At 44.6% G+C, this 25415-nt stretch carries 16 protein-coding genes; 7 read left to right on the forward strand and 9 right to left on the reverse strand.

The annotated features are described in order from the left end of the window. The 4 genes from QUB35_RS21415 to QUB35_RS21430 all read right to left on the reverse strand — a co-directional run. The coding region (locus QUB35_RS21415; RefSeq protein WP_333143763.1) for a transposase at positions 1–1109 on the reverse strand (1109 nt) is incomplete at its 3' end. Positions 1110–1420: 311 nt separating this feature from the next. Further along, positions 1421–2029 carry a Uma2 family endonuclease gene (locus tag QUB35_RS21420; protein ID WP_333143764.1) on the reverse strand — a complete coding sequence of 203 codons (609 nt, stop codon included), beginning with the start codon at positions 2027–2029 and terminating at the stop codon, positions 1421–1423. 163 nt (positions 2030–2192) lie between these two features. Beyond that, positions 2193–3641, reverse strand: a complete 1449-nt coding sequence (gene ffh / locus QUB35_RS21425; protein WP_333035131.1) for a signal recognition particle protein — start codon at positions 3639–3641, stop codon at positions 2193–2195. A 339-nt stretch (positions 3642–3980) separates the two neighbouring features. After that, positions 3981–5396, reverse strand: coding sequence for an NB-ARC domain-containing protein (locus QUB35_RS21430; RefSeq protein WP_333143765.1), 1416 nt, complete (start codon positions 5394–5396; stop codon positions 3981–3983). A 154-nt stretch (positions 5397–5550) separates the two neighbouring features. Here QUB35_RS21430 and QUB35_RS21435 point away from each other — a divergent pair, with 154 nt between their 5' ends. After that, the gene (locus QUB35_RS21435; RefSeq protein WP_333143766.1) at positions 5551–6066 is read left to right on the forward strand and encodes a hypothetical protein; all 516 of its coding nucleotides are present in this window, start codon (positions 5551–5553) and stop codon (positions 6064–6066) included. A gap of 3 nt (positions 6067–6069) precedes the next feature. Continuing rightward, on the forward strand, positions 6070–6849 hold the full coding sequence (locus QUB35_RS21440; RefSeq protein WP_333143767.1) for a Tat pathway signal protein: 780 nt from the start codon (positions 6070–6072) through the stop codon (positions 6847–6849). A 276-nt stretch (positions 6850–7125) separates the two neighbouring features. On the opposite strand, the gene QUB35_RS21445 is transcribed toward QUB35_RS21440, so the two are convergent. From QUB35_RS21445 to QUB35_RS21455, 3 genes are all read right to left on the reverse strand, one after another. After that, positions 7126–8625 (reverse strand): tetratricopeptide repeat-containing serine protease family protein, encoded by a 1500-nt coding sequence (locus tag QUB35_RS21445; protein ID WP_333143768.1) that lies wholly within the window; start codon positions 8623–8625, stop codon positions 7126–7128. Between the two features lie 183 nt (positions 8626–8808). Further along, on the reverse strand, positions 8809–9414 hold the full coding sequence (locus QUB35_RS21450) for a Uma2 family endonuclease (RefSeq protein WP_333143769.1): 606 nt from the start codon (positions 9412–9414) through the stop codon (positions 8809–8811). Positions 9415–9559: 145 nt separating this feature from the next. After that, the gene (locus QUB35_RS21455; protein ID WP_333143770.1) at positions 9560–10342 is read right to left on the reverse strand and encodes a calcium-binding protein; all 783 of its coding nucleotides are present in this window, start codon (positions 10340–10342) and stop codon (positions 9560–9562) included. 493 nt (positions 10343–10835) lie between these two features. Here QUB35_RS21455 and QUB35_RS21460 point away from each other — a divergent pair, with 493 nt between their 5' ends. The 3 genes from QUB35_RS21460 (at position 10836) to QUB35_RS21470 (ending at position 19881) form a co-directional block, all read left to right on the forward strand. Further along, the gene (locus QUB35_RS21460; RefSeq protein ID WP_333143771.1) at positions 10836–13223 is read left to right on the forward strand and encodes a GAF domain-containing protein; all 2388 of its coding nucleotides are present in this window, start codon (positions 10836–10838) and stop codon (positions 13221–13223) included. Between the two features lie 442 nt (positions 13224–13665). Further along, a complete protein-coding gene (locus tag QUB35_RS21465; protein ID WP_333143772.1) occupies positions 13666–19179 on the forward strand; it encodes an AAA family ATPase in 5514 nt (1837 codons plus the stop codon). Positions 19180–19455: 276 nt separating this feature from the next. Beyond that, positions 19456–19881: a hypothetical protein gene (locus QUB35_RS21470; protein ID WP_333143773.1), complete on the forward strand. Its 426-nt coding sequence runs from the start codon at positions 19456–19458 to the stop codon at positions 19879–19881. Between the two features lie 41 nt (positions 19882–19922). On the opposite strand, the gene QUB35_RS21475 is transcribed toward QUB35_RS21470, so the two are convergent. Together QUB35_RS21475 and QUB35_RS21480 are read right to left on the reverse strand one after the other, a co-directional pair. Beyond that, positions 19923–20348, reverse strand: coding sequence for a DCC1-like thiol-disulfide oxidoreductase family protein (locus QUB35_RS21475; RefSeq protein ID WP_333103173.1), 426 nt, complete (start codon positions 20346–20348; stop codon positions 19923–19925). Positions 20349–20486: 138 nt separating this feature from the next. Then, entirely contained in the window at positions 20487–23567 is a 3081-nt protein-coding gene (locus QUB35_RS21480; RefSeq protein ID WP_333143774.1) for a PAS domain S-box protein, read from the reverse strand. 409 nt (positions 23568–23976) lie between these two features. Here QUB35_RS21480 and QUB35_RS21485 point away from each other — a divergent pair, with 409 nt between their 5' ends. Both QUB35_RS21485 and QUB35_RS21490 read left to right on the forward strand, forming a co-directional pair. Further along, complete coding sequence (locus tag QUB35_RS21485; protein ID WP_333143775.1) at positions 23977–25170, forward strand: NAD(P)/FAD-dependent oxidoreductase; 1194 nt, start codon at positions 23977–23979, stop codon at positions 25168–25170. A 35-nt stretch (positions 25171–25205) separates the two neighbouring features. Then, positions 25206–25415: hypothetical protein (locus tag QUB35_RS21490; protein WP_333143776.1), on the forward strand; the 210-nt coding region annotated here is incomplete at its 3' end.

The raw sequence follows: 25415 nt of genomic DNA on the forward strand, positions 1-25415 counted from the left end.
CTCAATCCATATTGGATTACCTTGCTAGAGCCTGAATTCCCCCCATTTCTGGGTTTCTTCAGAACGAAACGCACGCTGGCTTTTGATGTGTAGGATTCGTCTTGCTCTACAAATCGCCAACCCCTTAAGTCACACTCTTGCATGAGCCTATCTTTAACTTTAGCTGTCGGTATTTGGACAAAGTTCTGGTTAGTCTTACCTCCCATATTGACTTCTTGTTTCTGTCCTTTATTCCAACCAAAGACTAGGACGTTAATTTGGTGATCTTCACAATAATCTATGATGGTTCTAACTGCTTTATTGACGGCATCTCTCATCCTTCTGGCGCGAATTTCTGACAACTGTTGCAGTCTATGAGATGAAAAACCTTTAGGTAGCTTACATTGATCATGTACTGATTGTACCCGTGCTTTTTCCTTGTTAAACCATTGGTTCCAAGACTTCAATTTGTGACCATCAATAATAAATGGCTTGCCATTACTAGAAGTGCAAGTTAACCAGTTATTGATGCCATGATCAATACCTACAATTCCCGTTACTTCCAAGCTACAGCTAGGGGCTTGTTTGGTTAGACTTTCGTGTACAAATTCGACCCAAACCTTGCCATTTCTAGGGATTAGTCGAAGTTCTTTAATCTGGCAATCTTTCAAGCGTTCCGGTAAAGTCACCCAGAGAGCATCTGTCCCAAAGTGTTCTTTCCCTTTAGTTCCCAGAGGTAATCTCACCCGATTACCGACTACTTTCAAGGCTTGCCCAGGGTATGAAACTTGGTACATTGCTCCCTTGGTTCTGTACTTGGGCAATCTCGGTTTTTGATTAAGTTCTCCTTTCTTGGCTAACCTTTCTAAGGCTCGGAAAGAGCTAAAGGATTCAGCAACAGATTTGAGGGATTGTTGAGCCACTTGCGAGTAAAGTAAACCGTAATTCTCGTTGGGTTTGGCAATTTTGTACAGGTCTGGGTATTTAATTGCGCCTTGGTCTTTGAAGTACCGTTGCCGACTTTCGTAAGTGCCGACATTAAACAGATTGTTTGACCATCTTAAGATTTGCTCGACAATGGTTTTGTCAAGTCCCTTTAAATGCCAAACATCTTTTTGCACTGCATACATTAATTTCAACCTCCTTTGATTAATTGTACTATATTTAGAAATATCTAACTGGGAGACTAAAGTCTCCCTCGCCCTTTCATCCCTGGACTAAAGTCGCAGGGTTTTCAGGGTATTTCTTATAAAATTTACCTCATGCCCGAACGTTAATTTTTAGGAATTCCTAACGGGTTCATGCTCAGTAACACAGAATTTCCGATATTTTGATTCACTATTGTCTCGGACGATCGACTTCGAGTCGCACTCTTGCAGTGTATGCTGCCCGTTGGGGGGTGCGGAATCTGGGATTGTGCGGATTTGGTATCAAAAGCTCTCTAACGCCACACTCGCCTTAAATTCAACACAAATCCTGGCAATACATCTTCCCCGGATAACTCGGCAGGATTGATTAATATTTCTACTTCTGCTTGCTGTCGATAAATCTCTACCTGCCGGTTTTGCGGGTCAATCAACCAGCCCAATCTTGCGCCGTTGTCGATATATTCCCGCATCTTAGTTTGAAGGGTGGAGAGACTATCGGATGCCGATCGCAATTCTACTACAAAGTCTGGACACAGAGGAACGAAGCCTTGGCGCTGTTTTGGAGTTAGTGCCTCCCAGCGAGTTCTACTCACCCAGGAAGCGTCGGGAGAACGGCGAGCACCATTGGGGAGGATGAATCCGGTAGAAGAGTCAAAGCCTTCTCCTAAATCTTCGTGTGTTTCGCACCAGCGATCAACTTGCCCGCTAATACTGAGATTGCGGCTGCCTGATTCTCCTCCTGTGGGTGGATTCACTATTAATTCTCCTTCTGCTGTTCTCTCTAATCTCAAGTCGGGATTTGCCAATGCTAGGGCCTCGAATTGCTCGCTACTGACAACAATCCCGATCGCGTTTGGCAATTCTATAGAGATGGTTTCTGGTTCAGTAAATATTTGTACCATATTCAATTCCGGTTTTTTTTAGATTGAACTCGGCAACAAAAAAAAGTTAAAGGACTCTTGCACGGGGTGGGGCGGGTTTACGAGATTGTGTGTTTTAGGCAATTATGATCTGTGAACCCGCCCCTACAAAATTTTGACAATCGTGCAATATTTTTGATATTTTCTACAACTGTCCGAAACCTTTTTTAGGCTTATCTTTTTTCTTTTTCTTCTTCTGCTGGGCACCCATATAGCCACGGGAACCGGGCTGCATTCCGGGGCCACCCATTCCGGGCATTCCGGGCATTCCGGGCAATCCTCCCATTCCTGTAAAGTTGCCTTGACTCATTTGCTGCATCATTGTACGCATTTTCTGGAAATCGCTCACCAGCTTTGTTACGTCGTTTTCTGCGTAGCCTGCGCCTTTGCCGATGCGGCGGCGGCGGGAGGGAGAACTTGCTAAAAGTTCGGGGTTGCGGCGTTCTTCAACTGTCATCGAATTAATCATGGCTTCGGTGCGTTTTAGCTGCACTTCTCCCTGCCGCATTTGTTCGTCTGAGAGTTTGTTCATCCCCGGAATCATTTTCATGATGCCGCCGAGGGAACCCATATTTTTTAACAGTCTGGTTTGTTTGAGAAAGTCGGTAAAGTCAAACTTTGCCGTGAGCATTTTCTCTTGCATTTTCTCGGCATCGGCGATGTCGAATTCTTCTTGCGCTTTTTCTACTAGCGTCAAGACATCGCCCATGCCGAGTATTCTCGATGCCATGCGATCGGGATAAAATGGTTGCAATGCTTCCACTTTTTCGCCGACGCCGACAAATTTAATCGGCGCGCCGGATATTTGCCGCACGGATAAGGCTGCACCGCCGCGACTGTCGCCGTCTAATTTGGTTAAGATTGCGCCGGTAATGCCGATTTGTTCGTGAAAGGTGCGGGTTAAATTTGCTGCTTCTTGGCCGGTCATGGCATCAACAACTAACAGCGTTTCGTGGGGTTGCACTGTTTGTTTGATGCGGCCCAATTCTGCCATCATATCTTGGTCGATTTGCAGGCGGCCTGCTGTATCGACGATGATGGTATCAATGCCAATTTGTTTACCGTGTTCGATGCCTTGGCGGGCAATTTCTACGGGGTCAATGTCTTTGCCTAATTCAAATACGGGTACGTCGATTTGTTTGCCGAGTGTCAGCAATTGGTCGATCGCGGCTGGTCGATAAATGTCGGTTGCGACTAGCAGTGCGGTACGATTTTGTTTGCGGAGGTGCAGCGCTAGTTTGGCGGTAGCTGTGGTTTTCCCGGTTCCTTGCAAACCTGCCATCAGGATCACTGTGGGCCCGGATTCGGCGGTGGCGAGGGGTACGTTGGTTTCCCCCATAACGCGCACGAGTTCGTCGTGGACGATTTTGATGAATTGTTGGTCGGGACGGACGCCTGAAACGACTTCTGCGCCTTGTGCTTTTGCCGCTACCTCTCCGATGAAGTTTTTGACGACTTGGAGGTTGACATCGGCTTCCAGGAGGGCGCGGCGGACTTCTTTGAGCGCGTCTTGGATGTTGGACTCGGAGATTTTATTTTGTCCGCGCAGTTTTTTCCAGGTGGATTCGAGTCGATCGGCAAGGGCTTCAAACATAGGGCATTGTTGGCTAGTCAGTCTTTTTAATTTTAAGGCTAAATGGGGATGTTTGGATTAATGTTTTGCTAATTTTTGAATAATCCTTTCAGGGCGGGCTAGAAGCCCAACCCCTACTCCCCACAAGCAAATTATTCATGTGTTGTGGAACAGGCATCTTGCCTGTTCCTAAAACTACTGCCACAAAATTCATCTATTGTGGAACAGGCATCTTGCCTGTTCCTAAAACTGCTGCCACAAAATTCATCTATTGTGGAACAGGCATCTTGCCTGTTCCTAAAACTGCTGCCCTAAAATTCATCTATTGTGGAACAGGCATCTTGCCTGTTCTTAAAACTGCTATAAGATCATGTTGGTTTTTATGTATTCTGCGATCGCCGGTTGGAGTTGGAAGAGGGTGCGATCGCCCTTTTGGACTTTTTCGATTAATAACCTCCGTCTCAAGGATTCGACGGCTTTGAGGAATTCTGAAGGGGATAATTCCAGAAGGGCTGGCTTTTTGGAGATTTCGACTGCTTTGATTTGATTTGCCAACCAGGACATTACTTGTTTTTCGGAGTCTGACAAACGCTGAGAATGTTGGTGCAATAAATATTCTAAGTCTCCTAAAACTAGGCTATCATAGGATAAAAATTCAGAAATATTGCCGCTAAACAAGTCTTGAATAGCAGCAGCTACTGTATTCAACCACAAGGGATTTCCTCGGTAAATGTCTATCAATTTTGACCAGTTTTCCGATTCAAGTAAACCTTTTTCTGTGAATATTTCTCGCGCTGCTTCGCCTAAACCATTGAGTTGCAAGGTTTGACAATTTTTCGGGTGGCTTTCTAATGCTGCAATTTCTCTGGGTTTTTCCCAACTAATCAAAACTATGCAACTGTTGTGACATGATTCTGCTATTTGTTTGAAGAAAGTGCCATAATTTTCATAGCCTGGTTTGTAGTTTCCTGCTAGTTGTTGGCTGCTGAAAATTGTTTGCACATCATCGAGCACGATCAGACAGCGGTGCGATCGCAAATATTGTAGGGGCAATCCCCCCGTGGTTGCCCTTTCTTCGGGGGCGGCGATCGCCCTTTCTTCGGGGGCGGGCACGGGGGCACCGCCCCTACAGAATTGAATTAAGTCGGTTTCGAGTGTTTGGAGGGGTGGCGCGTTGCGGAGGCTTCGCCAGATTATACAGTCAAATTCATATTGAAGGTGTTGGATTAGTTGGAGGGCGATCGCACTTTTGCCACTTCCGCTTAATCCTAAGATGCTGATGAGACGGGTGCGGTTTTCCAAAATCCATTGTTTGAGGGTGGAAAGTTCGGATGTGCGATCGTAAAATGTCGAGATTTCTGGTGCGTCGTCTAAGTCGATGCGGGGCTGTTTTGCTGTTGGTTGGGGGTTTTGAGGTGTTTTGGGCGATCGGACTTTTTCACGACAAACATTAAGGTTTTTATTAACTGTTACATTCTCACCTGTGATATTTTCAACAATAGTTGATTGATAATTATAAACTATACCCTGCTCTAATACAGTCCTAAAATTTGCTTTAGTAATATTTTTTCCTAATCCTTTAGAAAGTATTGTCCAAAGTTGTGATCCGACATTTCTGACATGACTTGGACTTGAGTAAACTTCTTGAGCAATTTGCGTGTAAGTTGTGTCTTGTAACGTTCCCCGCAAAATAGCTTCTTGCACATAATCTAAATGCTTTCCCGTCTTAGCAAAAATTAGCTCATCTGCCCGTGTCAAAACTTCGGCAATATCCATAGATTAGGGAGAAGCTGGAGTTTACGCCATTCATTATACCTGACATTTCGTACAATTGTGACATTTTTGATTTTGTCATCTATCTAAAGTCAGGACTTTTCCTACACAGCTCATCCTTTATATTAATTGGTTAAGGTATTAGCAGGATATTTTTATGAAGCGAGTGCGGTGGCTCAGCGGTTTGTTCTCGGCTGGGGTGTTGTCTTTTAGTTTAGCGACAGTTGGCGCACAAGTGGCACAGGCCCAGCGCCCGATCTTTTTGCTCGAACTCAACTGTGTTCATAGAGGGTTTCCGAATTATCAAGAACAAGCTCGGGATGTTTCCATAGGTAGAGAAATATACACCAGTCGTTTGTTGATATGGGCGAGTAACGGAGCTGGTTGGACTTGTCAACTTCCTGGTGGTCCCGCCTCTCTCCGAATAGAGTATGGAGTTGCGGATGGGGATGGTCTACCCCCTGCGAAAATAGATGTTTATGTAGATGGAAATCAAGTAGCTTCCCAAGTAGGAAAAGATGGAAGGGTCAATACAATGCTGGTAGATGTCAGTAACGGAAAAAGTGTGGCTGTTGATATCTATTGCTCTAGGGCAACAAATTGTAGCAATAAATGGTACTACTTCTTCTGGCTCGCTATTATACCAGGGGCAGGCTCTCCAGGGAGTAGATAAATTATGAGTATTAGCCGCCGTCAATTTAACCGGCTCGTCATATGGGGTGGCGCTTCTTTTACTGCTTCCGCAACATCGGGCATCTTCTTCCCCAAACCTGCCGAAGCTTATTCCCTAGAATTTCCGATTAGTGCTTTATCAGCCGATCGCGTTTTCAACGGTATTCAAAAATATTGTGGAGCACAGCCCATCCCCGGCGTTCTAACACCAATATTACAAGGCAATACTAATGTTAGCAGTAAAGTAGATCCAGCAGCGGCCAACGCTATTCGCAGGGCAGATAAAGAATTTGTTGATCGCAACTTTACCAACAAAAGAACCGAATTAGCCCTAACTGGCAGCGGTTCCAATTTTGCTGCTGATACCAGTCGGCTGTGGGGCCGGCAAAGACAGGAGCAAGTGGGCCCGAATGTTGGCTTTGGGTTTGTACAAAAGTGGGAAGATCAATATAGCGATGCCAAAATTTCCGGGCCGACAATGTGCGCTATTCATAACGCTCAACAAGTCTTAGCCGATCAAAGATTAACACCTCCAGAAATCGCGGCTTCTGTATTGCCAACTCGATCGCGAATAGATGATACAACAGCTTGGGGAGGGGATGCGGATGCGTCTGCTGGGAGGAATCCTGGTGCTGTTTTTGCTCAATACAATACAGCCGCCGGTACGGTGACATCTCGCTACGATTTAGTTGAACCTGGGCCGAGAGGTTTTGGGCGTGTTGAGTTTACTATTGAAGCCGAAGATCAGCCTCGGCGGGTGATTTTGGTGACGGTGAGGTTTTAGGGAGAAATCAGCATTACGAAAATCCTGTAGGGGCGGGTTCGCCAAGATTTCTAATTCACATCCAAGGTATTTATAAACCCGCCCCCACCCACGAATAGGGCCGGGGCGGGTTTATTTGGCCTGTTTGTTTCTGTCAAATATTGTTGGTGAACCCGCCCCTACCTTATGGATGGGGCGGGGCGGGTTTATTTTACCTGTTTGTTTGTGTCAAATATTGTTGGTAAACCCGCCCCTACAGGATTAATTGCAATCCGATCGTCGATTATATCATAACGTTTATTGTCTTTGCAATTGCCCAATCAAATCTAATGCTTTTTGAGCATCTGCATTCATTCCTTGAGCCCTAAATAAACGAGCCGCTTGCTGCAAATCTGCGATCGCCCCTTGTCTATCTCCCATTCTCACCAACGTAATTCCTCGGTTAGCAAAAGCCTTTGCATAATTGGGATTGAGTTGAATTGCTTGAGTGTAATCAGCTAATGCAGAGCGATCGTTATTGATGCGAAACAGCGCTAATCCTCTGTTAAAATAAGTGTTGGCGCGACCGGGATTGATTTGCAGCGCTTGATTGAAATCGTCGATCGCCCCTTTTTGATCGCCCAAGTCCGAAAGTGCTAATCCTCGGTTGTTGTAAGCCGCTGCAAAGTTTCTATCCAAGCGGATGACTTGAGTATAATCTGCGATCGCCCCCGGTTTGTCTCCCATTGCTGACAAAACCAGCCCCCGATTGTAGTAAGCGTCAACATAACCGGCATTTAGGGCGATCGCCTTGCTATAATCAGCGATACTCTTGGGCATTTGTCTCAAATCGGAATAAGCGAGGGCTCGATAGAAATAAGCTTCCGCGTAATCAGATTGAGTTTGAATTGCTTGGTTAAAATCGGCAACAGCCCCTGACAAATCTCCCTTATCAAACCGAGTTAAACCGCGAACGTAATAAGTTTTAGCATCTTGCGGATTGTTCAGTTTGAGAGGTGCAGTAGCTGTTGGAGAGGTATTAATTAAAAGTGCCGATCGATTTAAGCCCGCCTCCGATAATTTAGCCAGAAAGATATTAATGGGAACCGCTACATTAAACCCGGTCTTGGTGGTGACTTGTGTTATAACTTTTTTTCCTTCGCCATCTGTTACAAAGTCTATATCACCAGCCGCGTGAACTCCAACTACGCGCCCTTCTCCATCAAATACAGGTCCTCCGCTCATTCCTCCTTTTGTTATAGCGTCGTAACGTAAAGTATAACCGCTTGGATAATCAGGTCGGAGACGACTGATAACATTACCTTTTACAAAAACATAATCGCGTTTAGTTCCGAACTGATTGCCCCGCTGATTACCTGGATAGCCCGAAACAAAAATTTCTGTACCGATTACCGCTTGTTCGGAATCGCCTAAAGTTACAACAGGATAAGATTGTGTACTGTCAAAGGTTACGACTGCTAAATCAGGAGCATTCTGGTCTTTCTGCAATAGTATACTACGGGTTACTTGATAGTCTTTGTTCGTATTAGTGCGAATCGTATAGGTATCCCGATCGGCAACAACATGATTAGCTGTCAGTACAGTGTAAGTCGTGCCTTGTTTGGCAATGATAAATCCAGTCCCGCTACCCGTTGTTTTGCCATTAATTTGAACTGTGGCAGAAATCGCTAATTGAGCAATTTCTTGGGGAGTTTTTGCAGAGACTGGTGCTGGTGCAAAAACAACTATTCCTGCTACCGTTACTGTTCCTGCTAGGATGCTGGTGAGGGAATCAAAGCGCGAATAATCCCTATTCATAGGTGATTGCTGAAGAGTAAAAATTTTTATACTCCGAATAGTATAGATTAAAATAAAATTTATGAAAACCAGAAACGCTCGATGTTTTCAGATGATTGCGATTTTTATGACATTTCGTACATTTCGTATATTCCGGCCATTGCCGGCATTCCTAGGCCATAATTTATTTGTATATCTTCTAGGTTAACCAACTCGAACTGCATCCCGAAACACTTTCAAAGCTTCTTTTTCTTCAGACATTTGCAGGCATCTCCCCAGCAATTCTAGATCCAAATCCGGCAACAGCATACTCCGAGAAACGCGATCGTAATCCTCCGAGTTCAGTTGGTAAATCGAAAATACTCCGTCTTCCCAAAACCAAACTTCTGCTACGTTAAATCTGCGGTAGTATTCCAGTTTATTAATAGTTCCGCTAGTAAAAACAATTTCGATCGCCAAATCGGGTGTTTCTCGCTGCCGTCTGTCTTCGCCAAAGTAGTAAGATAAATCTGGTTCCTTGCTGCTGCCTTTTGCTTCCCCTTGGAGTGTAGCGCTACCCGTCGGTCTAAAACTAATATCTTTTTCTACGAAAAAGGTCATTAACATTCCTGCCAGCAGGCATTTAATGGTTTCATGTTCCGGCGAAAGTGTCATAATTTCCACATATCCGTCGAGGTAAGACAAGCGAACACTGCGAGTGTACTCTAGCAAGGAATCCAAAGCTTTGAACTGTTCCCAAGTCATCGATAGCGGCAAAATCAACCGCTGTTCCGGGAGTGCAGTTAATTTGGGGTGAGTGGCAATGGTCATATATACTTTCCCCGAGTTTGAATTTCTACTTTTAGATTAGCATAAAAATATATAAAGGGAGAAATTGGGGACTTCGAGCGCTCTTGTTCCCCCCTTGTTAAGGGGGGTTAGGGGGGATTTTGCCCGTCTAATTCCCTACAAATAATTAAGTCAAAAACTGGAATTGAGAACCGTTAACTGCCAAAGCAAACGGACTTGCCTGTTCAAATGCCCCGACAAGTTCAAAGTTATCCACATTTAAAATTACCCCCAAAATCCGTCCGTCTCTTTGGTTGCTAATCACCATGTCGTTGATAATTCCGTCGTTATCGTAAGCAATCAAATTGTCGTCTTCAAAGAACAGGTCTAGTTCTGTTAAACCGTCCGTCAAACCGATACGATCGCCCTCGTCAAAGTTAAAATCGGTAACGACATCTGCTCCATCTATACCAAATGCTTCATCGTTGCTTCTGAGGACGAATATGTCACCACCGAGGCCTCCCGTGAGCACGTCAACTCCCCGATCGCCCGCGATGAAATCGTCGCCCTCATTGCCCTCTAAATCGTCGTCTCCTTGCCCTCCCCGCAGGATATCGTTGCCAAATCCTCCAAAAATAACGTCGTTTCCGGCATCGCCCCTAACTACGTCGTTGCCTTCATTTCCGTCCACTATATCGGCATCTTTGCCACCGTAAAGGATGTCGTTCCCGCCGTTACCTGCGATAACATCATTGCCGTCATTTCCCAACAATCTTTCGTTGGAATCGAAGGAACCTGCTATGGTATCGTTGCCGCCGAGTCCCCAAACTCCCCAGGGGAAAGAGAACAAGTTTCCTGATCCTACGTCGATATCATCTGCTGTAGCGAATCCCAAAAGACGTGGCCCGCCCCCAGCAAATACAGGAAATCCATTCACATCGACGATGAGGTTGTTAATCGTTAAAGCCATAACTATGTCCTTTCAAAAATCCTGTTAGCTGTATTATATATGTTAATTCTTGCATTGCCAAATAGCAAGTTATATTGGAATTTTTCTCGCAACTTTATTTGCTAAATTAGTGACAAGCAACCTGCTTGCCAATTATTAATTACAAATTACAAATTACAAATTACCAGGGCTACGCCTCATTCAACCCAAACCTGCTATATATCTCGCCTCTGAGTCAAATAGCATTAGTTGCTTACACTATCCGCTACTGTCTACCGCTTATAATGGGTGTTACCCGCCAGGTGGTAAACACGTTAATATCACCTATAACGTCTAGACTGAGAGGTTGTTTGTGAATAAAAGTAAAAGTCCCTGGGCCCATCGTCCGAGAAAACACCCAGTTTCCGATACCCACACACAAACTTTACAAACAGGATCTAAGTTCTTTACAAAGCCATAATCGCCGATCGCTGACATTCTTTGGCCAAATCCACTGCTTTCAGGTGTTTTACTCATGTCTACTCCTAAATCGTCTTCCCATCAAAACAACAACAACTCCGTAAAATCACTGCCAGCGACAGATATCCTCCCAACAAAGCAAGACAGTAACAATCTGCCCAGCGAACCAAGTATAGAACAGCTACTGGAAGCTTTGGCGGGCAAAGTACCCAGTCAATCTTCTGAAATTGAACCGTTGAAAACGTGGAAACAAGATTTACAGCGATTGTTTCAATTTCTCGGCGATCGCCGCGTTTTAATCGCAGTAATGCAACCGGGAACTTTTGCCCTGCGTTACGCTAACGCAGCATTTTGCCGCTTGGCCGGTTGGGAGGAAACGTCCTTGGCAACTCAATTTACCAACGGTTGGTTTGCAGAAACCGACATCACTCTGCTGGAACTGTTCGAGGATGGGGACGGCAAAACAGCAGAACAATTGTACCGCCGCCACCTTTTGCACTGGGTATTTAAGCAATATTATCAAATTGACATTGACGGTTTGCGGGTGCTAGACGAACCTGCCACGGCGAGTGTAAAAAACCCCAAACACCGAGAACCCAGATTCATTGAATTTTGGCTGGGTTCGGAACAGTTAAAAATTACTCGAATTGACTCAAAAATAGATGAATTTGCGGATTTTTCTTTAAGATTAATGCCTGTTGCGGAACGGGAAGCTTGGCTGATGCAGCCGAATCAATTGGAAAATTTAGCCGATCGATTGCAGTTGGATAATTACCGCGTAGAAGGCTTGCTGCTGCTAGAAGGTTTTGATGTCACTGTGCAGGAGCAAATTCGGCGGCTGACTCAGTTATTGATCGATCGAGATTCGATGCTGCGGGCTGACAAATTTGAGAGAATCGATCGGTGTTTGCGATCCCTCTTCAATGCTGACGGCACTTTGCTGCTGCGCCCCGACGACGATCAGGTACAGCTATTAGTTGCAAAAGACGGTCAACATTTGCAGCCGATTCTTTATTCAATGCACTCCCTAGAAGCTTCTCACTTTTTGAAGGCCACAGCAGCCAATCAAGTTTGGAACGTGCCAGACTTGCGTAGGGAGTGCGAAACCGAGTGCGATCGAACTTTGCGGAGAATGGGAACTCGATCGATGCTGCTGGTGCCCCTGGTAGTCAAATCCGTCACCCGCGAGGGGCGCGGGCAGCGGATTTTGGGTGTTGTGGGGCTGTTGTGCGATCGGCCAAACCACTTCAACGGCATTGACGCTAAACACGCCCAAGAACTCATTCCCGCCTTCATTGCAGCCCTGCGGCAAGCCATCCAGGAGCGGTTTACCCACATTCACAACATCCATCCCGCAGTCGAGTGGCGGTTCGCCCAAGAAGCAGAAAGGCGAAGTTGGGGACTACCTCCAGAAACAATCGTATTTGCTGACGTTCATCCGCTGTACGGAATTTCCGACATTCGCGGTTCTAGCGACGAAAGAAACCGAGCCATTCAAACTGATTTGCTCGAACAATTTCGCTTAGGTTTAGTCATAGCTGATGCCGTTTGCCAAACACAAACTACCCACCTCGGTGAGCAATTGCGGCTCGACTTGCTCGACTACATCGAGCATTTAAAACAAAAAGTAACAGTCGATATGGAGGTGCGAGCAGCCGAGTATTTAAACGAGCATTTAGAAGTATATTTTGACTATTTTGTGCAGTGCGGGCCCAAGGTTCAGGCAGCCGTTGAAGCTTACCAAGCAGCCTGTGAAAATGAACACAACTGCGTTTACAGCGATCGCAACCGCTACGACCAAATGCTGAACCTAATCAGCACCAAACTCCAAGAAACCTGGGCGCGCTGGCAAGAAAAAATGCAGCAAATTCTTCCCCACTACTGCGACATCGAATGCACCGACGGCATGGATCACATGATTTATGTAGGAAAATCCATCGATCCCAAATTTAGCCAGTTTCACCTACACAGTTTGCGGTACGAACAACTACGAGCTATTTGCGATTGCGGTCGCACAGTTTTTCGCCTGCAATCCGAGTCTCAAATCAACATGGAACTCGCACATTTAGTGTTAGTTCAGAATACCACGATCGACATTTTTCACAACGAAAATACCGAAAAAATGTTTGATGTCAAAGGCACTCGCGACATCCGCTACGAACTTGTCAAAAAGCGGATCGAAAAAGCCGTTGACAAAGACGCACAAGAGCGGATTACTCAGTCGGGGATGTTGACTGTTGTTTATTCCACCGAGGAGGAGTGGGAAGAGTATGAGCAATACTTGCGCTACTTGTCTCGCGAAGGTTGGGTAGAGCCAAAAGTTCAGACCGGCATGGTAGAATCACAACAAGGAGTTAGCGGTTTAAAATTCGCCCGCGTGCGTATTTTGCCTGAACCGGAATCTATTTCTACTATCTGTGAAGTTACAGTAGTCAGCGATTGATAACCCGTTCAATTGCCTGTTTTATGCCCAGTGCGATCGCTCCCATCTCCGGCTGTTTTATGCCCAGTGCGATCGCTCCCATGCCCCTGAAAAACTGTGCAGCCAAAGCATTCGGGACTCACACACAAGACCAATATTACATTTATGATGTTTGTTGACACCAAGGGAGCATCTCATATTTGTAAAAACACTTCTTCTTGCTCCTTCCTTCTTCCTCTTTCCTCCTGCCTCCTGCCTCCTGCCTCCTGCCTCAACACTCCAATTTATAGCTGGGCGGCTTTCATTGAGATGCTCCCGACACCAACGATCAAGCCCACATTTTCACTTAGTGTATATTGCGTGTGATTGGAAATCGCCAAATACACGATCGCAATCACACAAAATCAAGATTAAGTAATGTTAATCTAATGAGAATTAGCTCCTGTAATTTCTAACTTAAATGATGTTAAACTTATCACAATACCAAATAACTTCTACTCTGCACGAAGGCGTCGAAACAATAGTCTATCGCGGACAAACACCGACAGACGCGCCCCCAGCAATTCTGAAAGTCCTCAAAGCCGAATATCCCACCCTCGAAGCCATTACCAGGCTCAAACACGAATATCAAATCCGCCAAAATTTAGACAGCGAACAAATCGTCAAAGCCATCAGTCTCGAAACATTCGACCACCGATTAGGAATCGTTTTAGAAGACTTTGGCGGCGAATCCCTCGCAAAACTGCTGGAAAGAGAAACCTTGAGCCTGCCAGCAAATTTACACCTCGCCATCCAAATAGTCAAAGCCTTACAATACCTGCATTTTCATCACATTATTCACAAAGACATCAAACCCAGCAACATCATAATTAACTCGCAAACAAAACAAGTAAAACTCACCGACTTCGGCATTGCTACAAAACTCAACAAAGAAAATCCGCAATTTAACAATCCCAACTCAGTCGAAGGCACCTTAGCCTATATGTCACCCGAACAAACCGGGAGAATGAACCGCACCCTCGACTACCGCACCGACTTTTATTCCCTTGGTATCACATTATATGAAATGCTGACAGGAAAATTGCCTTTCTGCAGCAACGACCCCTTAGAAGTAGTTTATAGCCACATTGCAGTTCAACCAATATATCCCCATCAAATCAATTCAGAAATACCTGTCGCCATCTCAGAGATAGTGATGAAATTGATGGCAAAGAATGCCGAAGATAGATATCAAAGTGCGGCCGGATTGTTAGCCGACTTAGAAATTTGTTTGCATCAGTTAGAAACCACCGGACAAATTGCCGACTTCATCCCCGGACGCTTAGATATTCTCAGCCAATTGTTAATCCCCCAAAAATTGTACGGTAGAGAACAACAAGTCAACGAACTATTAGCAGCATTTGAACGTGTAGGGGCGGGTTCACCCAAATCTTTGCCACCCAACCTAAATACCGAAAAACCCGCCCGCCCCAATGCAGAAACCATTTCTGCCGCATCTTTTCCACCAAACCAAAATACAGAAAAATTCGCCCATTGCCAAAGCGAATTAATGCTAGTATCAGGCTACTCAGGCATCGGTAAATCAGCCGTAGTCAACGAAGTTAGCAAACCCATTACCCGGTCAAAAGGTTACTTCATCAGCGGCAAATTTGACCAACTAAAACGCAACATTCCTTATGCCTCATTAATCCAAGCATTTAACTCCTTGCTGCGGCAATTGCTAACTGAAAGTGCACTTTCATTAGAAATATGGCGCACTAAAATTTTAACAGCAGTGGGAACAGACGGCCAAGTAATTGCCGACGTAATTCCCAAAGTTGAATTAATCATCGGCAAACAGCCCGAAGTCCCAGAACTCGCCCCCATAGAATCCCAAAATCGATTCAATCGGGTATTCAAAGAATTTATTCGCGTTTTCGCCCAAAAAGAACACCCCCTAGTTATCTTTTTAGACGATTTGCAGTGGGCAGATTCAGCAACATTAAAGTTGATGCAAATACTGATAACTGACCCTGACCAAGAATATTTGTTGCTAATCGGTGCCTATCGAGACAATGAAGTTAGTCCCACCCACCCCTTAATTCAGACTGTAGAAGAAATTGAAAAAACTGGTACAAGAGTCAACAATATCGTGCTGCAACCGCTGGATTTAGCAAATGTGACGGAATTAGTCACTGAAACACTTAATACGGGTACAGAAAAAGTAACAAATCTAGCCGAGTTAATCTGGAATAAAACGGGTGGCAATCCTTTTTTCTTGACTCAATTACTCCAAGCACTTTATCAAGACTCTCTTTTGAAATTTGAATTTAATCACATTATAAATGAGGGAAATACAAGTGGCTGGTATTGGAGTATCGATGAAATTCAAGCCATTGGAATCACCGATAAAAGTGTGGTGGAACTGGTAGCTTCTCGCATTGAAAAATTGCCCGCAGCCACGCAAAAAATGTTGAAATTAGCAGCTTGTGTCGGGGATAAATTTGCTCTAGATGTGCTGTCACTTGTTAGCGAAAAGTCAGCTAATACTACAGCAACTGAACTTTATTCAGCTTTGCAAGCCGGGTTAATTCTGCCCTTGAGCGATGCTTATCGCATTCCTTTAGTTTTCGATCGAGCCGAATCAATCCATCTCAAGTTAGACACTTCGCGGGTTAGTTACAAATTTTTGCACGACCGCGTTCAGCAAGCCGCATATTCGCTAATTCCCGAAGACCAAAAGCAATCCACCCATTTAAAAATCGGTCAATTACTGTTACAAAATACTCCACCAGACAAGCTAGAAGAAAACATCTTTGATATCGTCAATCAATTAAATGTCGGAGTTGACACGATTAGCCAACAGTCAGAAAAAACTCAGTTGGCACAATTAAATTTAACTGCTGGACGCAAAGCCAAAGCGGCGGCTGCGTATGAAGCTGCTGTTAGGTATTTGCGGGTTGCTATGGAACTATTGCCTGCGGATTCTTGGCAAAGCCACTATGACTTAACGTTAGCAATTTACGAGTCAACGGCAGAAGCTGAATACTTAAACATCAACTATGAAGATTCAAAAAAACTGGTTGATATTGTCGTGCAAAAAGCTAAAACTTTACTGGAGAAAGTGAATGTTTATGAACTTCAAATCCAGTCTTATAACGCTCAAAATAGACTTGTAGAAGCACTCAATACAGGACTGGAAGTGCTGAAAATGTTAGGTATTTCTTTTCCTCAAAACCCCAACGCGCTAAATATTGTGCCGGGACTGATTAATACAAAACTGAGCTTGGGATTGAAACGAATTGAGGATTTAGCTAACTTGACACAAATGATTGATCCCGAAAAACAAGCAGCCATGCGGATTTTATCAGGGATTCTCAGCAGTGCTATTCAGGCCAAGCCCCCACTGGTACCGCTGCTGGCCTTTAGGATGGTCAAGCTGTGCATTAAATATGGTAATTCGCCTTATGCGAGTATTGCCTACGTTTTTTATGGCGTAGTTATGTACAAGCTAGGGGACATTAGTTTGGCATACCAATTCGGTCAACTGGCAATTAGGATGTTAGACAAATTTCCCTCCCGTTCAATCAAAAGTAGAGTTTATACAGCCTTTGGTTCTTTTATTAACCACTGGAACGCCTCTGTCAAGTCAGGATTAGACGAGCTCAAAGAAGGTTTTCAAGCTGGGATCGAAACTGGAGAGTTGGAATATGCTGGTTATTCTATAACTGAATATTGCTTCAAAAAACTGTCGATAGGAGAGCCTCTAGATTTGGTGGATCAGGAGACTGGTAAATATATGAAACTAATGCAACAATCTCAACTAGAAATAGCTGTACAGCATATAAGTATAGGCAGGCAGACAGCCCTCAATTTGCGCGGTCAAGCTGTCGAACCCTGCCATTTAGTCGGCGAGAGATTTAATGAATTAAAAATGCTCCCCGTTTTAATAGAAACTAAAAATTTTGTTTTAGTTGGTGTGGTTTATTATGCCAAAACTCAGCTTAATTATCTCTTCAGGAACTATGCGGAAGCCTTGGAAAATTCAAGGTTATTTGAGAAACATGAGGAGTCCGTAGCCGGCTTTTATGTGGTTTCTCTGAATAACTTTTACTCCTCTCTCAGTATCATAGCTTTGTATCCAGCAAGTGGCAAAGGGGAACAAAAGCAATATCTGGAAAAAGTGCTGCAAAACCAAAATAAGATGAAAAAATGGGCAGTTCATGCTCCGATGAATTATCAACACAAATACGATTTGGTAGCAGCCGAGAAAGCGCGAGTATTGGGGCAAAATAGCCAAGCAATGGATTTGTACGATCGCGCAATTGATGGAGCCACCAAAAACGGTTACATTCAAGAGGAAGCATTAGCCTGTGAATTAGCAGGAGAATTTTATCAAGCTTTGGGTAAAGAGATAGTTTCTCAAGCATATCTGACTAAAGCCTATTATGGATATATCCATTGGGGAGCCATAGCTAAAGTTAAACACTTAGAATCAACACATCCTTTCTTAGCAGCACAGACGCGCACAATTCCAACCCCAACCCTCGATGTCACCCGCACTGCCACGGGAAATACTACCAGTAGTAGTTTAGGCGATTTATTAGACTTAGCTACTTTTATTAAGTCGGCCGAAGCCATTAACGGTGAAATTGTTCTAGAAAAATTGTTGACCAAATTAATCAAAATTATTTTAGAAAATGCGGCGGCTCAAAAAGTAGTGCTGCTGCTGCTGAAAAACGATATTCTCTGCATAGAAGCTACTGGCAGTTTTGCGGAGGATACAGTGACAATTTTACCCTCTATTCCCGTAGAAAATAGTCAAGATGTTCCCCTGTCTGTGATTAATTACGTCCACCGCATTCAAAAGCATCTGGTTTTAGACAATGCTACTGTCGCCGAACCTTTTAACGTAGATACCTACATTCAGAAATATCAACCAAAATCACTTCTCTGTTTGCCGATTATTTATCAATCTCAGCGGCGCGGAATAATTTATTTAGAAAATGCTTTGACAGTAGGAGCTTTTACAGCAGAGAGAGTAGAAATATTCAAAGTTTTAATTTCTCAAGTTGCTATTGCTGTAGAGAATGCTGGTTTGTACGCGCGCGAAAAAGAAAAATCTCAACAGTTAGAAAAATCTTTCAATGAATTGCAACAGGCGCAACTGCAACTCATTCAAAGCGAAAAAATGTCTGCTCTCGGCAATTTGATTGCAGGGGTTGCTCACGAAATTAACAATCCGCTGGGTTTTATTGCGGGCAATCTTGATGCTGCTGCTGAGGCCAGCTTAGATTTGATTGATTGCTTACAACTTTACCAAGAAAAATTTCCTAATCCTGGAGATGAATTACAGGATAAAGCATCGGAGATTGATTTAGACTATTTGATCGAAGATTTGCCGAAAATGCTTTTATCTATGAAATCAGGTACAGAGCGCATTCGCAATATTAGCAAGTCTTTGCGGACTTTTTCCCGCGCTGACAGTGCGAATAAAGTGTCAGCAAATATTCATGAGGGCATCGACAGCACTTTGATGATTTTACAGTATCGCCTGAAAGCTAAAGATACTCGCCCCGCGATTAAAATTATCAAAGAATACGGAGATATCCCGCCAGTTAAATGTTATTTTGGGCAACTGAATCAGGTATTTATGAATTTGCTGGCAAATGCGATCGAGTGTTTTGACGAATTCAATCAGGGCCGCACTTATGCTGAAATTGAAGCTTTACCGAATACGATCGCCATTATCACTCATCTCTCGGAGGATAGCAACAGCGTGGTGATTAAAATCAAAGATAACGGTAAAGGGATGTCATCGGAGGTCAAGTCGAAAATATTTGACCATTTATTTACTACTAAAGGAGTAGGGAAAGGTACGGGTTTGGGGTTGTCTATCAGCAGGCAAATTGTGGAAGAAACCCACGGCGGTAAACTAACTTGTGAATCGGTGCTGGGAGAAGGTTCGGAATTTGCGATCGCCCTTCCCCTGAATTAAGATTATGGAACTATGGGGTGTTTTAAAACCCGGAGATCCCCCCTAACCCCCCTTAATAAGGGGGGACAAGAGCATCCTCAAAGTCAACCCCTACTCCCCTTTTTAAGGGCGATTTAGGGGGATCGAGACTCGGCTAAAAACGGCATAACACATATATGAAAAATTGTCAATGCCTAATTATTTCGGAAAAAGTCCGCTGTTCACAGGCTACATTCGGCAGTATGCAGTTACATTATTAGCTAAATGTAATAACTATATTTGATAGGAGTTTTTCGCGTGAACGCTGCCGAACAAGCCAAAAATATAGAAGTTGCCAGCAAAATTGCTGCGGTTGTTAATTTATTCAAGTCCGAATTCCCGGATACAAAAGTCGATTTGAAACCTTGGATGAATGACCAGGATACCAGAGAACTTGTAGATCCAGATTCGATCGACATTGGCTTTCATTTCCCCGGTAGAAGCCGCTTGTTGCAAAGCCGCAGCATCTTGATTCAAATCCGATTTTACCAAGATCCGGTAGAAGGAAGCCGTCGGGCGATCGGGGTTGAGGCCGCCGGTTACGATCATACTGGTCAGCAGTGGCGCTTTTCCACAGTGGAAAATTGGAGTTTTTTCGGTGCAACCGAACCTGCTGCGGAGTCTGCCCAAAAACTCAAAGACTTTTGCCGTGAGATATTCGGTTTGTTTAATCAATCTTTTTGAGGACTTCAGTTTTCACGGATCTCCTGTTTGTAGTAAAGACTTTATTCCTTGCTATTATCGCAATTGTCGATCGACCTACAGCCAACTGGATAAACAGATTTGTAAGTAGTCGATCGCTTGCCAAACAAAGTATAGCGGTTATCGCGGACTTGTTCGTACACGCGATCGCCCATCCACTTCATCCCCGGCATTGCCCGGTAAGCAGCCACAAACACCTCGCCAGCAGGAAGTATCCGCCCGATTTCCTCCGCCGCATCGCTGCCCTGCCAGCGGCGTTCCGGGGTGTTGCCATCTATCAAAATCATCCCCATTTCGCAGTCTTCAGACGTAATCCCAAAGCGATTTAATTGCTCTAAATCTTGCATGGAAATATACTCAAAATTCTTGCCTTGGTCTAAGTTTTCTAGTAACTGCACCAAGGTAACGCAGAGATTGCAATTGCCGTCGTAAATTACGCTATATTTCATGGTTAGGGGGAATAATGAATTGGGCATTGGGCATTGGGCATCGGAAATGGGTAATTGGTAGTAAATAACTACTGACAACTGACAACTGACAACTGACAACTGACAACTGACAACTGACTACTGACTACTGACTACTGACTACTGACTATTCCCCACAGGAATCTCGATCGCAAATTCCGTCCCTTGACCCGGTGCAGAATCGCACTTAAGCAGCCCGCCGTGTTTTTCCACCACAATTTGATAGCTGATAGACAGCCCCAAACCAGTACCTTTACCAGGTTCTTTCGTAGTAAAAAACGGATCGAACAGCCTTTTGTGAACATCTATCGGAATCCCCGGCCCGTTGTCAGCAATCCGAATCACAATATGAGAAGGATGTGGCATTGCATCATCAGAAACAGCAGAATCTGCTTGCATCAAAGCATCCTGTTCATATTTTACATCCGTACAAATCCGCAGCGTCGGCGAAGGACAATAAGGAATAGGCGCCAGTTGTCCCTCTGCCCACTGTCCAGTCTCCATTGCCTCTTCCAAAGCATCAATTGCATTGCCAATAATATTCATAAAAACCTGATTCAACTGTCCTGCATAACACTGTACGCGGGGCAAATTCCCGAACTCTTTGAGCAGCACAATTTTAGGACGCCCTGCCGTTTCTTTCAACCTGTGCTGCAAAATCAATAAAGTGCTTTCAATCCCTTCGTGAATATCCACCTGCTTTTGTTCGGATTCATCTAATCGCGAAAAATTTTTCAGTGACAGCACAATTTGGCGAATTCGTTCGGCTCCCATTTTCATCGAATTTAGCAGATTCGGCAAATCTCTGAGCAGAAAATTCAAATCGATATCATTTATCTCTTGTTGAATAATCGGTGTTGGGTGCGGGTATTCCTGCTGGTAAAGTTGCAGAATTTTTAGCAAGTCTTGAAAGTAATCGTCAGCGTGCATGACATTGCCGTAAATAAAGCTAACTGGATTGTTTATTTCGTGAGCAACCCCAGCGACTAATTGCCCCAAACTTACCATTTTTTCATTTTGAACCATCATGCTTTGAGTTTTATGCACGTCCCGCAGGGCTTTTGCCAATTCTTCATTTTTAGTCCTCAATTGACTTTCGGAAAGCCGCACCGCTTCTTCTGCGTGTTTGCGATCGGTAATATCTTTGCGAATTGCTACATATTGATGGGGTTCTCCGCTGCTATTTAAGAAAGGTACAATGGTAGTATCCAACCAAAATAATGTGCCGTCTTTAGCTTGATTTTTCATTTCTCCCCGCCAAACCTTTCCCTGGCGGATTGTTGACCAAAGCTGCTTGAAAAAATCGGCTGGGTGATAGCCAGAATTGACAATTCTGTGGGTTTGGCCGAGCAGTTCTTCTCGGGAGTATTTAAAGAGTTCGCAAAATTGCTCGTTGACATAGGTAATGGCTCCGAATTCGTCGGTATTCGAGACAATTGCTGATTGATCCAAAGCAAATTTTTCAAATTCCAACTCTTGGAGAGTTTGGCGCAATTCTGCTTCTGCTTGTTTGCGATCGCTAATATCGGTAATCATCCGCAACACCCCGGAAAATTCGCCCTCACCGTCGAACATCGGCGTCGCGGACACGATCGCCCACAAGTGAGATCCGTCTTTGCGAGTAAACTTAAAATCGTGGCGTTCCCGAAGGCCTTGGCGCCTGCGCTGGACATAACTTTCTGCTATTTCCCTAGACTCGCAGTCGATAAACTCAAATAGCGATCGCCCCAGCATTTCCTCCACAGTATACCCCAGCATTTCGGCCATCCGAGAGTTAGCAAAAGTCGTGATACTTTCGCTGTCAAACATCCAAACGCCCTCCGAAGCCGTCTCGACAATGCAGCGGTAATAATTCTCCCTCTCCCTGACTGTTGCCTCTGCTTGCTTGCGATCCGTAATATCAGTTTGCACCGCAATAAAACCTTCGAGTTCCCCCTTTTCTTGATAAATTGGGGCAATCGAAAGCGCCACCCAATAACCCCTTCCATCCTTTTTGTAATTGTAAATTTCCTGATTAAACGGCACGCCAGCAGCCAAAGCCGATCGCAGTTGAGCAATAGTTAGCGGGTCTGTTTCAGGGCCTTGCAGTACATCACCCGGTTTTTTTCCCTGTATTTCTGCGAGCACATAACCGCTAATCCGAGTAAATCCTTCATTCACCCATTCAATGCAGCCTTGAGCATCAGTAATAATCACACCATTTTGCGTTTTTTGAGCCACAATGGCCAAGCGCGACAATTCTGTTTCAGTTTTTTTGCTTTCCGTAATATCTTCAGCAATACCCAGAATGTACTTAGGTGTGCCCGACTCGTCAAACAAAGGAACTTTTTTCGTGTGCAAAATCCGCTTTCCTCGGTGCGGAAGTTCGATAGTTTGTTCGGGCAAATCGACGCCTTTTCTCGTTGCCAGCACTTCTAAATCTTGTGCTTGCAAGTAATTGGCATGATCTGACTCGAACAAGTCAGCAGCATTGTTTAAGATCACTTCATTCCTGGAATAGCCAAACAATTCTTCGCTAGCAGTATTCCAATAAATAAATTTTTGCTCTACAGCATCTTTAATAAAGACGCTAATAGGCAGATTTTGCAGTACCGCATTCAGAAAATCTTGAGTGTTTCGCAGGTTTTCCTCAGCACGCTTTCGTTCAGTAATATCCAAAATTACTCCGTCGAGATAAACAACCCGACACAGAGAATTTGCGATCGGCGAAACCGGCGAAACCGGCGAAACCACAGCCGACAACAAGCCCTCAATTTGCCCTTGTCCCTCTTGTCTTCCTCTCGCCTCGTCCGCCTCGCAGCAAACAGCTTTGCCTTTTTCGTAAACCCAGCTAATGCCGCCGTCCGCCCGGACAATCCGGTATTCAAGGATGTACGGAGTTCTAGTTGCTACACTTTTTTTGACAGTAGCATCCACATTTTTGCGGTCTTGAGGATGGATAATGCTTGCCAAGGAACGGACGCGATCGTTGATAAAATCAGAAGAGGGATAGCCTGATATTTCTTGAACCGCCTCGCTCAAAAACGCCATTGTCCGTGTTAATTCCCCGTCCTCCGTATACTCGCAGGTACAGCGGTAGACAGCACCGGGAATATTAGCTACTAAATTTTTATATTTTTCTTCGCTTTTTAACAAAGATGAGCCGTCTTCGTTATTGTGATCGCCGTTCTTAAATTTAGAAGAATTCGAGGAAATTTGCATGATTTTTTCACTTGTGAGTGCGGGGGCAAGTGTTAGAGTAGATGACCCTATAAAAAGTGAATTAAATTTGCGAAATAATTCGTTATAAACTAATATAGTACAAAATTAGTTCTGCGAACATTCAGAAAATTTGAGGGCGGGTAATAGGTAAAGCTAATCAAGGCTATAGATATAGAAAACAGTTCGGAAACGCATTATCTAACGGATTTAACGCATTTAACGGATGGATGTTGAGGTTCGAGGGAAACAGGGAAGATTTTCCCACTTTCCCACTCTCCCACTCCCCCCATCTCCCCCTCTCCCCATCTCTCCCACTCCCACTCCCCCAATCTCCCCCTTCCCCACTCCCTCACTCTCGTTAGAATAAGATAAGTTTCCCTGCTACCGTGAGCCCCTCACACAAAACACCATGACTCAACAACAACCCCGGATTTGCATTCTCGGCGGAGGCTTCGGCGGACTCTACACAGCCCTGCGCTTGAGTCAGTTACCCTTCTCCAAAACCGAAAAACCCGAAATTGTCCTAGTTGACCGCCGCGATCGATTTTTGTTCGTTCCCCTGCTGTACGAACTCCTGACCGGCGAACTCCAAACCTGGGAAATTGCCCCGCCGTTTGCCGAACTCTTGGAAAACACAGGCGTGCGCTTTTGTCAAGGTACTGTTTCCGGCATCGATGTAGAGGAAAAGCGAGTGAAGTTGCACGACGGGCCAGAAATTCCGTGCGATCGCCTTGTTTTAGCTTTAGGCGGCGAAACCCCCCTAGATATGGTCAAAGGTGCCGTTGAATACGCTTACTCATTTCGCACCCTCGACGACGCCTACCGCTTAGAAGAAAGATTGCGGTTTTTAGAAGGCAGCAATACCGACAAAATTCGGGTTGCGATCGTCGGCGCCGGTTATGCGGGAGTAGAATTAGCTTGTAAATTAGCCGATCGACTCGGAGAAAAAGGTCGCGTGCGGTTAGTCGAGCAAGGGAACATGATTCTGCGGACATCACCGGAGTTTAACCGCGAAGCCGCCACCCAAGCATTAGAAAAACGGAAAGTGTGGATCGACTTAGAAACAGAAGTAGAGGCGATCGAAGCCGACACAATATCCTTACTTTACAAAGGACAATTAGATGTTCTCCCCGTAGACATAGTGCTGTGGACAGTAGGAACTCAAGTTAGTCAAGCAGTGCGATCGCTACCCCTCAAACAAAACCGCCGCGGTCAATTAATAGTCAATTCGCAAATGCAAATTATCGACCATCCAGATATATTTGCCTTGGGAGACTTAGCAGAATGTCACGATGCAAATGGTCAAAAAGTCCCCGGAACAGCCCAAACAGCCTTCCAGCAAGCTGACTACACCGCATGGAACATTTGGGCATCCCTCACCGGCCGTCCTTTACTTCCTTTCCGCTATCAGCCCCTAGGAGAAATGATGACATTAGGAATTGACAACGCCACCCTGGCCGGTTTAGGAATTAAACTCGACGGACAACTAGCCCACATTGCTCGCCGCCTAGCCTATCTCTATCGGATGCCAACATTTGATCATCAACTAAAAGTTGGTTTCAATTGGATTAGCAGGCCGATTCAGGAGTTGCTTAAAAGTTAATCGATGCTTCTTCAAATAGATCGGCAACAGGCAAGATGCCCGTTCCCAAAAAATTCAATGTTCTTGTGGAATGGGCATCTTGCCCGTTCCCAAAAAATTCAATATTCTTGTGGAATGGGCATCTTGCCCGTTCCCAAAAAATTCAATATTCTTGTGGAATGGGCATCTTGCCCGTTCCCAAAAAATTCAATATTCTTGTGGAATGGGCATCTTGCCCGTTCCCAAAAAATTCAATATTCTTGTGG

The sequence above is a fragment of the Microcoleus sp. B13-B6 genome, from assembly GCF_036705405.1.
In the GTDB taxonomy this organism is placed as follows: Bacteria; Cyanobacteriota; Cyanobacteriia; order Cyanobacteriales; family Microcoleaceae; genus Microcoleus.

Coding starts and splice junctions, on each gene's coding strand:
- QUB35_RS21475 (WP_333103173.1), bottom strand. CDS start 20,348: ATGAAATATAGCGTAATTTACGACGGCAATTGCAATCTCTGCGTTACC.
- QUB35_RS21435 (WP_333143766.1), top strand. CDS start 5,551: ATGAAGCGAGTGCGGTGGCTCAGCGGTTTGTTCTCGGCTGGGGTGTTG.
- QUB35_RS21455 (WP_333143770.1), bottom strand. CDS start 10,342: ATGGCTTTAACGATTAACAACCTCATCGTCGATGTGAATGGATTTCCT.
- QUB35_RS21450 (WP_333143769.1), bottom strand. CDS start 9,414: ATGACCATTGCCACTCACCCCAAATTAACTGCACTCCCGGAACAGCGG.
- QUB35_RS21485 (WP_333143775.1), top strand. CDS start 23,977: ATGACTCAACAACAACCCCGGATTTGCATTCTCGGCGGAGGCTTCGGC.
- QUB35_RS21460 (WP_333143771.1), top strand. CDS start 10,836: ATGTCTACTCCTAAATCGTCTTCCCATCAAAACAACAACAACTCCGTA.
- QUB35_RS21465 (WP_333143772.1), top strand. CDS start 13,666: ATGTTAAACTTATCACAATACCAAATAACTTCTACTCTGCACGAAGGC.
- QUB35_RS21430 (WP_333143765.1), bottom strand. CDS start 5,396: ATGGATATTGCCGAAGTTTTGACACGGGCAGATGAGCTAATTTTTGCT.
- QUB35_RS21445 (WP_333143768.1), bottom strand. CDS start 8,625: ATGAATAGGGATTATTCGCGCTTTGATTCCCTCACCAGCATCCTAGCA.
- QUB35_RS21440 (WP_333143767.1), top strand. CDS start 6,070: ATGAGTATTAGCCGCCGTCAATTTAACCGGCTCGTCATATGGGGTGGC.
- QUB35_RS21420 (WP_333143764.1), bottom strand. CDS start 2,029: ATGGTACAAATATTTACTGAACCAGAAACCATCTCTATAGAATTGCCA.
- ffh (WP_333035131.1), bottom strand. CDS start 3,641: ATGTTTGAAGCCCTTGCCGATCGACTCGAATCCACCTGGAAAAAACTG.
- QUB35_RS21480 (WP_333143774.1), bottom strand. CDS start 23,567: ATGCAAATTTCCTCGAATTCTTCTAAATTTAAGAACGGCGATCACAAT.